At 64.1% G+C, this 15,414-nt stretch carries 12 protein-coding genes; 1 reads left to right on the top strand and 11 read right to left on the bottom strand.

The window, feature by feature from the left end:
• The coding region (locus IWX63_RS00005) for an endonuclease/exonuclease/phosphatase family protein (RefSeq protein ID WP_199276119.1) at window positions 1–1,352 on the top strand (1,352 nt) is incomplete at its 5' end.
• Window positions 1,353–1,461: 109 nt separating this feature from the next.
• Here IWX63_RS00005 and IWX63_RS00010 read toward each other — a convergent pair.
• The 11 genes from IWX63_RS00010 to IWX63_RS00060 all read right to left on the bottom strand — a co-directional run bounded on the left by IWX63_RS00010 (window position 1,462) and on the right by IWX63_RS00060 (window position 15,410).
• A complete protein-coding gene (locus tag IWX63_RS00010) occupies window positions 1,462–2,958 on the bottom strand; it encodes a glycosyltransferase (protein ID WP_199276120.1) in 1,497 nt (498 codons plus the stop codon).
• 80 nt (window positions 2,959–3,038) lie between these two features.
• Complete coding sequence (wecC, locus tag IWX63_RS00015; RefSeq protein WP_199276121.1) at window positions 3,039–4,322, bottom strand: UDP-N-acetyl-D-mannosamine dehydrogenase; 1,284 nt, start codon at window positions 4,320–4,322, stop codon at window positions 3,039–3,041.
• Window positions 4,309–6,096, bottom strand: coding sequence for a glycosyltransferase family protein (locus IWX63_RS00020; RefSeq protein WP_334685508.1), 1,788 nt, complete (start codon window positions 6,094–6,096; stop codon window positions 4,309–4,311). Before IWX63_RS00020 ends, wecC begins: the two co-directional genes overlap by 14 nt.
• A 128-nt stretch (window positions 6,097–6,224) precedes the next feature.
• Window positions 6,225–7,115 carry an ABC transporter ATP-binding protein gene (locus IWX63_RS00025; protein WP_199276123.1) on the bottom strand — a complete coding sequence of 297 codons (891 nt, stop codon included), beginning with the start codon at window positions 7,113–7,115 and terminating at the stop codon, window positions 6,225–6,227.
• Window positions 7,102–7,959 (bottom strand): ABC transporter permease, encoded by an 858-nt coding sequence (locus IWX63_RS00030; RefSeq protein WP_334685509.1) that lies wholly within the window; start codon window positions 7,957–7,959, stop codon window positions 7,102–7,104. The genes IWX63_RS00025 and IWX63_RS00030 overlap by 14 nt, the downstream gene beginning before the upstream one ends.
• 35 nt (window positions 7,960–7,994) lie before the next feature.
• A complete protein-coding gene (locus IWX63_RS00035) occupies window positions 7,995–9,431 on the bottom strand; it encodes a glycosyltransferase family 4 protein (protein WP_334685510.1) in 1,437 nt (478 codons plus the stop codon).
• A 308-nt stretch (window positions 9,432–9,739) separates the two neighbouring features.
• On the bottom strand, window positions 9,740–10,930 hold the full coding sequence (locus tag IWX63_RS00040; protein ID WP_199276126.1) for a glycosyltransferase family 4 protein: 1,191 nt from the start codon (window positions 10,928–10,930) through the stop codon (window positions 9,740–9,742).
• 80 nt (window positions 10,931–11,010) lie between these two features.
• Window positions 11,011–11,334 carry a hypothetical protein gene (locus IWX63_RS00045; protein ID WP_199276127.1) on the bottom strand — a complete coding sequence of 108 codons (324 nt, stop codon included), beginning with the start codon at window positions 11,332–11,334 and terminating at the stop codon, window positions 11,011–11,013.
• A gap of 530 nt (window positions 11,335–11,864) precedes the next feature.
• Window positions 11,865–12,935 carry an LCP family protein gene (locus tag IWX63_RS00050; protein WP_199276128.1) on the bottom strand — a complete coding sequence of 357 codons (1,071 nt, stop codon included), beginning with the start codon at window positions 12,933–12,935 and terminating at the stop codon, window positions 11,865–11,867.
• A 125-nt stretch (window positions 12,936–13,060) separates the two neighbouring features.
• Window positions 13,061–13,933 (bottom strand): glucose-1-phosphate thymidylyltransferase RfbA, encoded by an 873-nt coding sequence (gene rfbA, locus IWX63_RS00055; protein WP_199276491.1) that lies wholly within the window; start codon window positions 13,931–13,933, stop codon window positions 13,061–13,063.
• A gap of 49 nt (window positions 13,934–13,982) precedes the next feature.
• Complete coding sequence (locus IWX63_RS00060; RefSeq protein WP_199276129.1) at window positions 13,983–15,410, bottom strand: sugar nucleotide-binding protein; 1,428 nt, start codon at window positions 15,408–15,410, stop codon at window positions 13,983–13,985.
• Window positions 15,411–15,414 lie beyond the last annotated feature (4 nt).

Here is a 15,414-nt window from a genome sequence, read left to right on the forward strand (position 1 = left end):
CCACCTACTACTTCCGCGTCGCCGCCATCTCCGCCGACGGAACCACCAGCCTCAGCCCCTACTCCAACGCCATCACCGCCAAAACCACCACCGCCGCCCCAACGGCAACCCCGGCACCGACAGGCCTGAAGTTCACCGCTCAGCACGAGACTGCTATAGAGCTTGCGTGGAACGCCTGGAACAATGCACCGCGCTACCGCATCCAGTTCTCCACCAAGGCCGACATGTCCGCGGCGATCTACAACCGATACGACTCCACCATCGCCGACATCCGCGGTCTCACCCCCGACACCACCTACTACTTCCGCGTCGCCGCCATCTCCGCCGACGGAACCACCAGCCTCAGCCCCTACTCCAACGCAGTCGCCTTCAAGACCTCGGTAACTCCCACAAGGCCGGCCATTACCAATCCGCTGTCTGTCGCTAGCTTCAACATCGCGTGCGCGAGTTGCTTCTCGGGTCAGCCGGATGAGCTCCCCTGGTCGGAGCGACGCTCGTCAGTCGTCTCAACTATCAAGTCCAGAATGCCAGACGTGATCGGTGTGCAAGAAGCGTCTCAAGGGTGGCTCGCCGACGACTCGCGACCGGGGGGCCTATCTCAGTTTGAAGACCTCAAGGAGCGGTTGGTTCTGGCTGGAGCACCCTATGCACTGACCAACAGCAAGCGGAACAACTGCGTGAAGGACACCACTCCCACGGGCTGCGTGTACTTTGATCAGGGCGCATCCCAGGGAACGAAGCTCTACTACAACACGGCTACCGTCGACCTCGTCAGCCAGGGCTCAAAAGAACTGCCTGCAATCGATCCCGCCGACAACAAACGCTTCTTCGCCTGGGGAATCTTCTCTCAGAAATCGACGGGGAAGAAATTCTTCGTGGGCGACACCCACCTCGAGCCCTCAAGCGGATCCGCCTACTACGAACTCCGCAAGAAGCAGACTGAGGCGATTATCGCGGAGATCAAGATAAGAAACACTGAGGGACTACCCGTATTGATCACCGGGGATATGAATTCGAACAAGTGGACAGCTCCGTCAAATGCGCCGTACGATCTGCTGACCGCCGCCGGGTACTTCGATCCGCTCGGCAACACCTACGGGACGGATTTGCCCAGCGGATACGCGACTGCCGAAGAAACAGCAGGCGCGTTCTACGACAGCTACAACGGGTACGTCCGTCAGGCCAGCGCCCGTCACGACTACGGCAATGGCACCTACCTGGACTACGTCTTCACCTCTCAAATGCGTGTGGCCAAGTGGGAGACCGTGGTGAACGTCGATGGAGCTGGAAACTTCGTGGGCGTCATTCCGTCGGACCACAACATGATCAGCGTTCAGGTTCAGCTACCGTAGACCGACAGCAAAAATATCCTGATCGGCTGGACCTACCGCCCACCAATCGACGACTCACGGCACGGGAACATGATGCCGTGAGTCGTCGGATGCATCCGCTTGACAACCTCTAGACCCCGAGATCAGCTCGGACTTTATGGACCTCCGCCAACACCTTTCTGTCTGCAGCCTGTTCCATGCACTCCCCCCATCGTCCTACGACGGTCGCGTCACTGAAATCCGATGCACGGCGGACCGCCTCGGCCCGCATCGTCGCGAGCTGCGCGTCATCCATCTGCTCAATCAACGCTATTTTGCCAGCCATTGCCTCGATGTCACCGTCTGCCACAAGGAAACCATTGAGCCCGTCTGTGATGATATCCGCGGGGCCGTACGCGATGTCATACGAAATTGGAATGCACCCCGCACTCATTGCCTCGAGTAGGACCAGAGGCTGTCCCTCGGAGCGGCTGGTGAGGAGCGTGAAACTCGCTGTTCTGAAATATTGAGCAGCTCGTGGATCGAATCCTGAGATAGCGATTCCACCCTTCGCTCCGCTGGCTTCAATCATCCTCATGAGCGTTTCTTCCTGACTCCCCCCGCCGAAGATCTGAAGCGGAATACTTCGACCGACTATCTGCGCGGACAGTTGCGTTGCTTTGATTGCATGGTCCAGTCGTTTCGCTTTGGTGAAACGAGCCAGCACAAGCCCCCCCGATCTGGGCTCCTTCGAATCCTCGCCTTCGACAGGAACAGTGTTCCTGCTATTAGGAACGACGTAGGTGTTTCCAGGAGGATCGAATATCATGTCGACATCCCTTTTCTGCCGCTCAGTGAGTAGGACAACGCCGTCGAACAAGTGCAGGCGGTCGAACGTGTACCTACGCGAAGGGTTCATCTCACCGTGAGGGGGGTCAGCGACGTGCGCTGAATGCAGCTGATGCAATGTAACCACGTTCGGTCGTCGATAACGAGTCATGAAGTTGGCAGCAAATTTGCTATCGATGATCATGTACGTTTCTCTCGCGGCGACGACATGGTCCAGCCAGAAGATATAGAGAGGCCAAATCTGGCGCCATGAGACACATGGCGCGCCCGAACGGTCACACAAAGTGACAAGGCGCCCCCCTGGTACGCCCCTGTTGTCTCGATCGAGTCGATCGGACACCACGAGAGTGCCATCTTCGCGCAGGTAGTCGGTCTGTAGGGTTTGGCCTGATGCGTCCGACCTTATCCGCCTGAGACCCCCGGTGTCCGAAACCAGTTCGCGATAGTCGTCAGACTCATCAAGCGGCTGGAAGTCGATCGTACTACGCCCATTTACAGCAGCGAGTAGCAGCGACGCCTCATCGAGGTCGGCCAGTTCCTCCCACATGTTCCTCAACGCAACACCGGGAATCAGCACACCGTCTAATTCCAATTCACACCTGATGTCGTTCAGATCCGGTTCATAGCCGAACGTCAGAATGTCTACCTGCTCACCGGCCTCGCGAACGAAAGCTCTCGAACGGTGGAACAACGCGTTCGTCATCCCGCCGAAGTCGTGCGGGATGCTCCAAGTGATCGCGCAGTGATATCCACGCGGCAGAGTCATGGCACCCAAACGCGCGCCCTCCTGATTGTTCATGGGGTTCCTTTCCGGTTGATCGCGGCGGTGCCGATGGGGCATCTCATGCAGTGTTCGCCTGACGTACGCCGACAAGTGGTCTACTGATGCCAGAACCCACGCGTGTCGATTACAACTTTGCTGTCCAGGCTCTCAACCGGAATGTCCCTGAACCGGTCGTGGTCCACCAGCAGGACGACGACGTCGGCAGCGTCGACGGCTTCCTGCATCTCACACCGCTCCACATTGACGATCCCTGAAACGACCGAGGGTAGATCCTGCTTGGTCCGTAAAGGCGTCGCCACCAACAACAGGGCATGCGGTGCTGCGGACGCCAGACGCTGGACAATGTCCACCGCAGGGGATTCGCGAACATCGTCGATGTTCGCTTTGAACGCGAGACCGAGGCAAGCGACAACGGGTTGGGCGAAATCGTCCATGGCGGCAAGGACCCTCTCGACTACACGCCCGGGCTTGGCGTCATTCACCTCGCGCGCGGTGCGGATGAGGGTCGAATTCTCCGGGTCTGCCGCCACGATGAACCACGGATCGACGGCGATGCAGTGGCCTCCGACTCCCGGGCCGGGGCTGAGGATGTTGACCCTCGGATGGTGGTTGGCGAGACGGATGAGCTCCCAGACGTCGATGTTCAGGTTCTCGCTGATGACGCTCAGCTCGTTCGCGAAAGCGATGTTGACATCCCGATAGGCATTCTCCACCAGCTTGCTCATCTCAGCTGTGGCCGCGTCCGTGACGTGGATCTCGCCCTTGCAGAACGTCTGGTAGAGCTGGCGCGCGGCTTCGGACGCATGCGGGGTCAGCCCTCCGACAATTCGGTCATTGGTGACGATCTCGATCATGATGCGGCCCGGGAGCACCCTCTCCGGGCAATGCGCCACGTGCACCACAGCATCGTCGGGGGCCCCATCGAGCCGCAGGTCTGGCCGGAGTTCGAGGAGATATTCCCCGAGGCGCCGAGTGGTCCCGGGGGGTGAGGTCGATTCGAGGATCACCAATTCCCCGCCCTCGAGTTGCGGGGCGATCCCGTCCGCCGCGGCGAAGATGTACGAGAGGTCGGCACTCTTGTCCGCCTTGAACGGCGTGGGAACGGCGACGATGTAGGTGCGGGCCGGCGGGGTCCGCGTAGTGGCGCTCAGAACGCCCTGACTCACGGCACCCGCAACGTGGACGCCGAGATCGGGCTCCACGAACGGCACCTGCCCGTTGTTCACGGCGTCCACCGTCGCCTGATTGGTGTCCACCCCCACCACCTTCAGTCCTGTGGTGGCAAGGACCGCGGCGGTGGGCAGGCCGATGTACCCGAGGCCGACGACAACGACGTCGGCTCGCCCTTCCGTGGTCAGGCCGGGCTCAGATGTCAACATGCTCGTAGGGCCTTCCATAGAATTTGAGGTCGCCCGTGGCAAGCAGTTCGGCGTCGCCGATCTGCCAGGTGTGACCGGATCCGTTTCGCATTTGGACGTAATTGAACCGGTCGGCCGAATAGATCGAGCCTCCGGCCGCGGCTACCCCTTTCAGGAACGCGGTGTCCTCACCACGCGGAACCCCCGGGAACGGCGTCTCGCGAAAGACTTCTGCGCGCGCCATGATGGTGGGTCCCATGACGAAGTCGGTGAAACGATGCTCCCGCCCCCCCGCCCGCAGGATGACCGCATCGGACTCGGTGAGGCACATGTAGTGGGCCTGCTTGCCGACCACGTCTGCATCGGAGTACTGCATGGCGAACAGCTGGTCGCTGAGATATTGGGGACCATAGTGGTCGTCGTCGTCCATCTTCGTCAGCACCTGCCCGTCTGCCGCTTCGGCGCAGCGGTTGAGACATGAGCCGAGCATCGTGTCGGACGGTTCGGCAAGAAACACGAGGTCCTCGATTCCATGGCTCTGAGCAACGGCACGAACATCACGCTCGGCAAGCGGAATTCCGTGGGCCAGGAGCACCAGTTGGACGTTGACCCCCTCTTGTCGGCCAATCGTGTGGCAGATGTGGTCCAGCTGTGCACTTCGAATCGTGGAGACGAGGGCCGACATGGAGGGACGGACAAGGGGGCGGGCTTGCCTCGGAGCTGCTGCTGCGACGACGGTCTCTGCGCGGTGCGCGTAGGTGTGACCCACCCAGATACGGCGCTGAGCAAGATGGGCGGTGCGATCGTTGAGCTCGGCGTTGCGAACCAGTGAGCGTACAAGCTGGTCTGCCTGGGTGCGGGTTGCAGCAACAGGGACTTCCTCAGGGGCGAAGAACTCGGGGATCGCAGCGCTGGGAGCAGAAACCACGGGCGTTCCTGACGCTGTGATCTCGAAGATGCGCCTCGCACACATGCTGGGCGAATCCACGACCGAATTGACGTTGAGGAACACCCTGTAGGCCTTGTAGGCCGTCAACATCTGGTCGTAGCCGAGGCTGCCGACCACCCGACCGGCAAGCGGAGCCGGGAATTGGTACTCGGCTCCGCCGTCGAGCATCCGGGAGAAGATCTCGAGCCCGTGCTCCATCCCGGCGGAGGCGTCCATCGCCCCGCCCAGCAGAAAATCGAGCTGGTCCCGCCGCTCGGGGTACTTATGGGCGAAGTACATCCCGGCGAAGGCCATATCCCTGGCGTGCCGCCCGTGCGCCGGGCGCACAGGGTTATGGATGGCGGGCTGGGCGGCAAACGGCAGCACGGCTACGCGGTCGTGGCCCAGATCCTGGCGGTAGGACGCCACGCGTCCTTCGTCCGAGGTGAACACCCAGTCGGCGAGCTTCGCAGCCGGGAGGAAGTCCGCGTAGTGGGGAGGGTCTTCCTTGTTCCAGAAGACCGTGGGCAGTCCGTGGTGGCGGCACCACGTCATGAGGTCGTGGAATTCCGGCGACGGGCCTGCCGACCCAGCGAGTTTTCCGCGCCACAGGCGGCTGTTACCCGCCCAGGCCGATTCGACGAAGACGAAGTCGAGGTTGCCGGTGGTGCATTGTTCCAGCCAGCGGCGCGGATCGAGGGGGACGATCGTCCACTCGTAGGCAAAAGCCGAGGAAGAGAACTCATCGAGGATGACTCCAACCCGGAGGTCGCTTCGACGAGCGGCCCTACGGATCGGCGAAGCGGCCGAGAACGAGAGCTGCCGACTGCCTCTCCTCCCTCGCCAGACACCTTCGGCTCCTCGCAAGCCCCCGGGGGTTGCGTGGGAGCGCCCGGCACCTTCCCGGGCGGCCCACGTCCTCAACTGTTGAACACCACCGTGCCGTAGATGCCAGAGTCCTCGTCGGAGTCTGATCAGCACGTGTCCTCCACCGATCATGCTCTTCTGCGCCCCGATCCGTGGGCGTCCACCTCGGTGATGACCAAGGAGCTTCGTGCCTCTGCGCGCAGCCTGGAGGCGCTCTCGTTGTTCCCTTTGGTGAGGTGACGCGTGTACTCGAGGTAGGCCGTGGTGACCGACGCAGGGTCTCCGTCCATCAGGAGGTCGCCCCGGTCCAGCCACAGCGTCCGGGTGCACATCTCCTTGATCGTGGTGAGGCTATGACTCACGAGGAAGACCGACCCCGCTTTGGCCCGAAGCTCATCCATCCGCTCCTTGCTGCGCTCACGGAACTGCGCGTCTCCCGTATTGAGGGCCTCGTCGATCAGCAGGATCTCCGGATCCACGCTCGCTGCGATCGCGAACCGCAGTCGGGAGGACATCCCGGACGAGTAGGACCGCATGGGCAGGTGGATCGCCTTCTCCAGTCCGGAGAGATCAACGATCGAGGCGAACTTCTCATCGATCTGCGCGCGCGTCAGCCCCATCGCAAGGCATCCCAGCACGATGTTGTGGTCCCCCGACAGTTCGGGGACGAGCGCAGCGTTGACCCCGAGCATCACCGGGACACTCGACGCGTAGACCGCTCCCCCGGTGGGCCTGCTCTGTCCGCTGATGAGCCGCATGAGGGTGCTCTTCCCCGACCCGTTGCGGCCCACGATGCCGATGGACTCGCCGTGCTCGGCCACAAGGGACAGCGGGTTCAGCGCATCGACAGGCACGAGGGGGGCCCGTCCGAGAATCTTCCGGGCCAGGCCGCTCGCCCCGCCCCTCGATGTAGACTGCTGCACTTCGGTGGACGGCACGTGGTAGCGCATGCTGACGTCCCGGACGACGACGGTGGGCTGGGCCCCGCCGCTGAGCTGGTCTTGTTCACTCGCGGCCATAGGATTCCTCTGCCTTCCAGAAGAACACGATGCCCACGGCGAGCACGCCGAACGCCCACGCCGAGAGGATGGCCCACGATTCCCACGCGGGAAGGGTCGCGTACAACACGCAGTCGCGGACGATGTCCAGGACATTGAACAGTGGATTGAGTCTCACGATCGCGAGGAGGCCGGCGTGATCGATGAAGCGTTCGTAGGAGAAGAACACTGCAGAGGCGTACATCCACACCCGCAGTCCGAAGCCCAGAAGGTGCGTGATGTCATTGATCCGCGAGATCATCCTCGCGAGGATGAGCCCCACGCCCAGGTTGAAGACGGCTTGGAGGAAGAGTGCCGGCACCATCAGGAGCCAGCGCCACGTGATCTCCTCGGTCGGCGGGAAGACGAGGACGAGGATCAGCATCGTGATGAGCACGGGGACCGAGGCGAGGATCTCACGGACGTTCACTGAGATCGGCAGCGTGGCACGTGGGAAATTGAAGGCCTGGATGACGGCCTTGTTCGACTGCACGGAACGCGCGCCGTTGGTGATGGCCCGGGCGCTGATCTGGAACAGGAACACGCCGATGATCAGGTAACCGACGAAGTTCTCGATGCCCCGGCTGGTGTCGAGCAGCAGGCCGAAGATGAGGTAGTAGGTGAGTCCGTTGAGGATGGGATTGAGGATCATCCAGGCGCTGCCCAGACGGTCCTTCCGGTTGCCACTGCTGACCCGAGCACGCGCGTCATAGACGATGAAGCCGCGATGATGCCAGATCTGCCTCAAATACTCGAAAAGTCCGGGCCGCGCGCCGATGCGCAGCAGACCTTGAGTGGAGACGGGCACCACTCTGACACCTGCCACGTCCGGACCGACTCCGTCTTTGACGCCGTCCGTCATCAGGATGACCGCTCCAATTCTTTGTATGCGGCACCCAACTGGGCCGCATTGCGAGCCCAGGTGCGCGTTGCCAGTACCATCTCGCGACCTCTTGCGCCGAGGTTCACGCGCTCCGACGCACGATCCATGAGGTGCTCAATGGCCTCGGCAAGCGTCGCTGGTTCATCCGGGTCCACCAGCAGGCCGGTGATGCCGTGCGAGATGATCTCGCGCAGTGCCGGCAGGTCGCTTGCTATCGCCGGGCGGGCGCAAGCCATAGCCTCAACGGGCTTGAGCGGCGTGACGGCGTTGGTGACGTCGAGGTTCCTGCGAGGAACAACGAAGATATCCAAGGCCTGGTGGAAGGACCTGGCCTTGTGCCGCGGAACGCGGCCCGTGAAGATCACACGGGATGAGACGCCCAGATCCTCGGCCAGCGATCTGAGGGCGGGTCCGGCGGTGCCGTCGCCGACGATCAGACAGTGAAGATCGGAACGTGAGGGAGCCAGTAGTGCGACGGCCCGGAGAAGGGTGTCCAGTCCCTCGTAGTCCACCAGGCTGCTGACCGTGCCCACGAACACACCGTCCGTCGGCAATCCGAGCTGGTGTCGCGCTGTGGCTGGAGGAACCGGCGCCTCGAGATACTCCTCGCCCACCCCGTTCGGACTCAGCAGCACCTTGTCCTGCGGCACTCCGCTGCGCATGATTCCCCGCTTCATAGCCTCACCCAATGTCACCACGAGGCTGGCTTTGCGCATCACCTGTGCTTCACGATCCGTGAAGAGCCTATAGCGTTCGCTGGCCTTCACGTGCGCCGGCCGGTTCGCAGCCCAGGTATCGGCAAGCTGACCGCGGGCTTCGTACACCCACGGGATGCCGAGACTTTGGGCCACCTGTTCGACGACGATCCCGTTCACGAAGGGTGTGGTGGTGTGCAGGACCGCCGGCCTGACCTCCAGGGCGAGCCGCAGCAGTTCCTCTGCCTGCTGCTGCAGCCGCTGGTCGTACCCTCGTGCCATCGGCACCGGGAGCAGACGGTGATAACTGACGCCGTCGAGCCTGTCGACATCGCCGGCCAGGAGCTTTCCCACCTGAACGGGGTAGCCCACCCGGGTTGCCGCATGGACGGCCCAGCCAATGTCGCTCTGCGCCTTGAGGAGGGAATGGGTGCGCTGGGCGTACCCGCTCCCTGTATGGGGCAGCGAGTTGGTCAGCAGATGGAGAACGGTGTTCTCCCTCGGAACATACTCCGCCACGGCGTGGAGGGTCGGCGCCCACCCCTCGAAGACCCGCAACTCCCCTGCGAGCCGTTCAGCGTGCCGGGTGCGGCCCGCCTCCCGGAGTAGGTGCACCGCACCGCTCATATCGCCGTCGTACCAGCACCGCCGGGCCCGGGTCCCCGCGGTAGCACTACCGGACCCGGCGAAGCTGAGCAGGCTGTCCGCCTCATCGGTCATGCCCGCAGCGAGGGCGACGTCGGCCAACCGACGGGCGACGCCACCTCTGACGGGAGCTGCGGAAGACTTCCTGAGGATCGAGGCGAGTGTGGATCGCTGTCCGAGGAGTTGAGCAGAAAGGGCCTCCACGACGGGCAGTGTCACCCCGGGGACCGCCGCCAGCCTCCCCGCTGCACCGGCCGCACGGCGAACGAGACTTTCGGGCATCCTGCGGCTGATCTGTTGGGCCAGGAGCACAGGATCGTCGCTGAGGTGGACCACCGCTGCCGCCGCAGCGAGCCGGACGTTGCCCAGCAGCCGGACCGCCCTCATGCGCGGCCCTCGCGCGTGACCTCGAGGAGAAGTTCGATGTAGGCCTCTCCCAGCGCCTGCACGTTCGCGTTGTTCCTCACCCAGGCCCTGCCCTTCTCGCCGACCCTGAGCAGCTCGCGGTTCTCTGCGAGCGTCCGCCAGAGGTGCGCCACTGCCTTGGCTTCGGATGCCACGATGTGCCCGGCCTCTGCTTCTTCGAGGATGGCACGGGCCTCGCCCTTGACGATTCCCGTGACATGGCGCCCCACGGACAGCACCTCGTAGGTCTTGGACGGGATGGTGGTGTCGAACGACTTCCAATCATCGCGCAGTGTGACGATACAGCTGTCGGCCCGCTCGTAGTAGTCCATAATCTGCGGACCGTGAATCGGTTCGTGGAACTCGACGGGGGCGCCGAGTTCCGCAGCCAGAGCCATGAGGCTGTTGCGTTCCACCCCGTGGCCCACGAGCGTGAGACGCATCCCCTGACCTACCAATGCCGCGGCACGGATAGCGACATCGAGCCGCTGGCTCTCGCCGTGGTTTCCGAGGTAGAGCACCTCCAGGCGGTCCTGGTGGCTCGGCGGCGGGTCCAGCGCACGGATGGCGGCCATATCGATGCCGTTCGTGACGGTCGCGACGTTCTTGAGGCCGCGCTCGCGGAGTGTATGGGCGAACCCGTATGTGACCGTCACCACGAGGTCCGCGCGGTCCTGGATGGCGATGATCACCCGCTCGACCACACTCTTGGCGCCGCCGCGAACAATTCGGGCGTCCCGTGCGATGTCCGGCCAGGCATCCCGCATATCGACGACCAGCGGGCAACGGAGCAGGCGCGCCACCACGAATCCCGCGCCGAGTATGGGGAGGCTCGGCACGGTGACGATCACGACGTCCGGCCGGGGTGCCATCGCCGCTACGGGAACCGTCATCGCGGCCGAGAGCAGGTGGTTGATGAGGCGGCCGATCCGGGTGGTCCTGTGCCAGAGATAAGGGACGCGTCGGACGGTCTCCCCGAATTCGCCCTTCTGGGAGCCGAAGGGCCGCCCGGCAATACTGGACGGCAGCGTGCGCCGCCCGTGCGGCGCATGTGCCACCGGTGTGACGACGTCGACACTCCAGCCCGCGGACCTGAACGACCGGATGAGCTGCGTCCACCGTCGTTGGGGCGGGCTGTGTTCGGGCGCGTAGGAATGCGTGAGCAGCATTACGCGCACGTGAAAGACCCCCAGGCGATGAGCGAGACCATAATTTCCCGCTCAGCCTAGTCCCAAGGACAGCGAAAGCGTCATTTCGAGGCCCGACCGCTTGTCCGCAATTTCGAGTAATAGGCGACTCCGAGACCCGCGAGCAGGAGGATCACGAGGATTCGCGTCACCGGATGCGTGCCGATCGATTGGGCGGACGCCTGGTCGAGGTCCTTCGTCTCGGTTGTCGGCCCCGCGGACTCGGACGGGGCCGGGACCGCGGCGGTTACGGTCGACGTCGGCGCAGGTTTGTTGGTGGGCGGAGCCGACGGCTTCGTGGTCGCCTCGCTGGTCGGCTCGGGCTCGGCGGACTCGGTCGGCGACTCGTCCTCCGTGGCCGTCACATCCTCCACGACCCCGGTCACAGGATCCCATCGGAACGTCGTGTAGGCGAGGCTTCCGGGTATCACCAGGTTGTTGGTCCCGGGCTCGATGAAGTACCCCGTGGGCGGATGGATGAGCCATCCGGTGCCGGGGTCGATCTGGAAACCGGTGACTGGATCGACGGCGTTTTCCGGCTCTTCCTCAGGTGCCGGGTCCTCGGATGGCGAAGCCGACGGCGTGGGTGCGGGAGCCGGCGCAGGAGCTGGAGCGGGCGCTGGCGCTGGAGCAGGGGCGGGTGCCGGGCGCGGGGGGGCAGGCTGCACCGGACGCGTAACCACCGGCGGGCGCGGCGTCACCGGCGCCGGTGCGGGTGTTGTCGGCGCCGGTGTCGTCGGCGCGGGGGCGGGTGTCGTCGGCGCGGGGACGGGTGTCGTCGGCGCGGGGACGGGTATCGGCTCTGTCACGGGAAGCGGAATTTCATCGGCCGCGGCAGGCGCCAGCGGCTGGACGGCCAGAATGGACAGCCCGAGGAGCGTCGCCGCGACCGACTGGCGCAAAGACCTCGCAGACTTCACGATCCGACCTCAGGGTTTGCCAGGAGGTAATCGGCCAGGCTGTCCTTCTGGAGCGCTTCGCCCACCTGCGCAACCGCGGCGTCGTCCTTGACGATGATCGATTGGCCATCCGCTGAGGTACCCGGGCCGAGGTTCGGCAGGGTGAAGAAGTCGATACTGCTCGAACGGACACTGCGCAATGACACGGCCAGGGAACCCACCGCTCCGGCGTCGAGGCTGTCATCCACGGCCACGAAGGGGGACATCTGGTCGACCACCTGGTACACCTTCTGCGGGTCGGTCAGCGTGTCCGCGGTGAGCACCTTGCTGATGACGGACTTCACGAACAGCTGCTGGTTCTTCACGCGCTGGTAGTCGCCGTCGCTGAAGGCGTAGCGTTCGCGGACGAACTTCAGCGCGGACTCCCCCTGGAGCGTGATGGGACCGGCGGCGAAGGACTCCCCGTCACTGCCGCGGGACTGGAATGCAACAGGGTTGTCGACCTCGACGCCGCCAAGGGCATCGGTGAGGCCCTTGAACCCTTCGAAGTCGATGCTCGCCACGTGATCGATACGCACGTTGAACATCCCCTCGACGGTCTGGACCACGAGGGGCACCCCCCCGAGGCCCATGGCGGCGTTGATCTTGGCGCCCCCATGGCCCGGGATGTCCGTCCAGGTGTCGCGCATGATCGACATGACCTGGATGTCCTCGCGATCGGCCGGGATGTGCATGAGCATCATGGTGTCCGAGCGGCTGTCCGACGGACCCACCGCCGCGACGTCAGCCGGTTCCTCCGCGGTGGCCCGGGAATCGCTGCCGAGCAGCAGGATGTTCACGGCGCCTTCGGCCTCGGGTGGCACAGTGGGCCGTGCCTCCTCGGCGGGGAAGGCCGATTCGATCGTCTGGGAATTCTGGTTGAAGGACTGCGCCAGGGAGAACAGATACCCGCCGGCGACGAGGGCCGCGACGGCCACGAGGGACCCCAGGACGAGGAACGTGGTCCGCACCGGATGCTTGCGGCGCCCCTGGCGTCCGTCACGGGTCGTGTCGGGCTCAGTTGCAGTGGCGTAATCGTCGAGACTCAAAGGGCTCCCCAGTCGTAGCAAAGATCAGTTCATGGTACGGCGTGAAGCTGATGCTTCCATGCAGCCACGGGAGTCTGGACCGAATCGCTGAGTCAGCCAGACGCGGCGTCCACCATGCTGCTCCACTAGATGGAACGGTTGCTGATCAGTGACAAAAGGTATGTTCCGTACCCACTCTTGACGAGTGGGGCAGCGACGGCTTCGAGTTCGGAGTCGCTCAGGAAACCCTGCCTCCAGGCAACCTCCTCCGGCGCGCCGATCTTTAGTCCCTGCCGGCTCTCCACCGTACGGATGAAATTCGACGCATCGCTCAATGACTCGAACGTGCCGGTGTCGAGCCAGGCTGTGCCGCGAGGGAGGATCTCGACATGGAGCCTGCCCTGGTTCAAATACTCGCGATTGATATCCGTGACTTCGAGTTCGCCGCGAGGGGAGGGCTTCAGTCCCTGAGCGATTTCGACCACGTCATTGTCGTAGAAGTAGAGCCCGGGAATCGCGAATTTGCTTCTTGGAATTTCCGGTTTCTCCTCGAGCGACAGCGCCTTCCCGGAGTCGTCGAACTCGACGACCCCGTACGCAGACGGGTCCGCGACCTGATACCCGAAGATAGCCCCTCCGTCGATGTCGGCGAAGCGCCGGAGTTGTGATCCGAGTCCCTGACCGTAGAAGATATTGTCCCCGAGGACGAGCGCGACGGAGTCACTGCCGATGTGGTCCTCACCGAGGATGAACGCCTGGGCAAGCCCGTCCGGCGTGGGCTGCTCGACATAGGTCAGATTGACCCCGAAGCGGCTCCCGTCACCCAGCAGCCGACGGAATTGTTCAGCATCCTGGGGCGCAGTGATGATCAGAATGTCGCGGATGCCGGCAAGAATCAGCGTCGACAGCGGATAGTAGATCATCGGCTTGTCGTAAACGGGTACGAGCTGCTTGCTGATTCCCATCGTGATCGGATGTAGTCGCGAGCCGGTCCCACCGGCAAGAATTATCCCACGCATGACCTGATTATCGTCCACCGGGTAGAGCTTCCAGAATCACCGGCGCCATTCATCCGCTACGAACCCCGGGCAGCGACTCCACATAGGACCTCAATTGCTCCGAGGATAATGCGGGCACGAATCCCGTCGCCTTGAGTTTCGTGAGGTCGAGCGTGCTCCGCAACGGACGTGGCGCCGCATGCTTCCCTGCGAAGTACTCCTCGGTACTGACCCCCGTGACGTCCCCGCGGTCCCTGCCGCACAGGGCGTAGACGTCGGCCGCGATGTCCGCCCAGCTCTGCGGCGCGCCGTCGTTGCTGACGTTGTAGGTGCCGTACGGCGCTCCTGCCCCCAGCAGGTGCAGAATGGCGCCGGCAATGTCCTCGGCGAAGGTCAGGCGTCCCACCTGGTCATTGACCACGTTGGGCTTGATGTCCCGCCCGGCGAGGTTCGCCATCGTGCGGACGAAGTTGGCGCCCTCGCCGATCACCCAGCTGGTGCGCAGGATGTAGTGGCGCGGAACGATGCCGACGATCGCGTCGCCCGCCGCCTTGGTTTGTCCGTACACGCCGAGCGGGGTGAATGGCTCCGCCTCCGAATGGAGGTCCCGGGAGCCGTCGAAGACGTAGTCGCTGGAGATGTGCACGAGGGTCAGGCGGTGCGTGGTCGCCACGCGGGCGAGTGCCGCGACCCCGGACACGTTGGCGGCCCAGGCGGCGGCGCGGCCTTCCGGGTTCTCCGCGGCGTCGACGGCCGTGTAGGCGGCGGCATTGATGATCGTCTCGTACGCCGTCCACGAACGGACGGCGTCGAGGTCGCCCAACAGGTCGAGATCACTCCTAGAGGCGAACTCGATGGACGGGTGGTCGGCGAGGGCTGCGCGGAGAGCCCTGCCAAGCTGGCCGTCCGCACCGACGACGAGCGTCTTCCGCGGTGCGAGCGGCGTGACGTCGGCTAGGCGTGGGTGGTTCCGGTCCTTGTCGGAGAGTTCGGCGTCTGCCAGCGGGATCGGCCAGGGGATCGCCGCCGTCTCATCGGCGAGATTGAGGAACACGTATTGGCCCTGGGCGTCGGCGGACCAGTGGTCGTTGACGAGGTAGGTGTACGCCGTGCCGTCCTCGAGCGTCTGGAAGGCGTTGCCCACGCCGCGCGGGATGAAGATGGCCGCCGAGGGGTCGAGTTCGGCGGTGAACACCGCGCCGAAGGACGGCCCCTCGCGCAGGTCCACCCAGGCGCCGAAGACACGCCCCGTGGCGACGGAGATGAACTTGTCCCACGGTTCGGCGTGGATGCCGCGCGTGGTGCCGGCGGTCTCGTTGAAGGAGATGTTGTTCTGCACCGGCCCGAAGTCCGCGAGCCCGGCGGCGATCATCTTCGCGCGCTGCCAGTTCTCCTTGAACCAGCCGCGGTTGTCCCCGTGCGTGGGGAGGTCGAGGAGCAGAACGCCGGGGATGGGCGTCTCGTGGACGGCGAGTGGTTTCGAGAAGGTCGGGCCCATGGCG

Origin of the sequence: Arthrobacter sp. CAN_A2 (genome assembly GCF_015752045.1) — a bacterium.
Taxonomy (GTDB): domain Bacteria; phylum Actinomycetota; class Actinomycetes; order Actinomycetales; family Micrococcaceae; genus Arthrobacter_D.

Coding starts and splice junctions, on each gene's coding strand:
- IWX63_RS00010 (WP_199276120.1), bottom strand. CDS start 2,958: ATGAACAATCAGGAGGGCGCGCGTTTGGGTGCCATGACTCTGCCGCGT.
- wecC (WP_199276121.1), bottom strand. CDS start 4,322: ATGTTGACATCTGAGCCCGGCCTGACCACGGAAGGGCGAGCCGACGTC.
- IWX63_RS00025 (WP_199276123.1), bottom strand. CDS start 7,115: ATGGCCGCGAGTGAACAAGACCAGCTCAGCGGCGGGGCCCAGCCCACC.
- IWX63_RS00035 (WP_334685510.1), bottom strand. CDS start 9,431: ATGACCGATGAGGCGGACAGCCTGCTCAGCTTCGCCGGGTCCGGTAGT.
- IWX63_RS00040 (WP_199276126.1), bottom strand. CDS start 10,930: ATGCTGCTCACGCATTCCTACGCGCCCGAACACAGCCCGCCCCAACGA.
- rfbA (WP_199276491.1), bottom strand. CDS start 13,933: ATGCGTGGGATAATTCTTGCCGGTGGGACCGGCTCGCGACTACATCCG.
- IWX63_RS00060 (WP_199276129.1), bottom strand. CDS start 15,410: ATGGGCCCGACCTTCTCGAAACCACTCGCCGTCCACGAGACGCCCATC.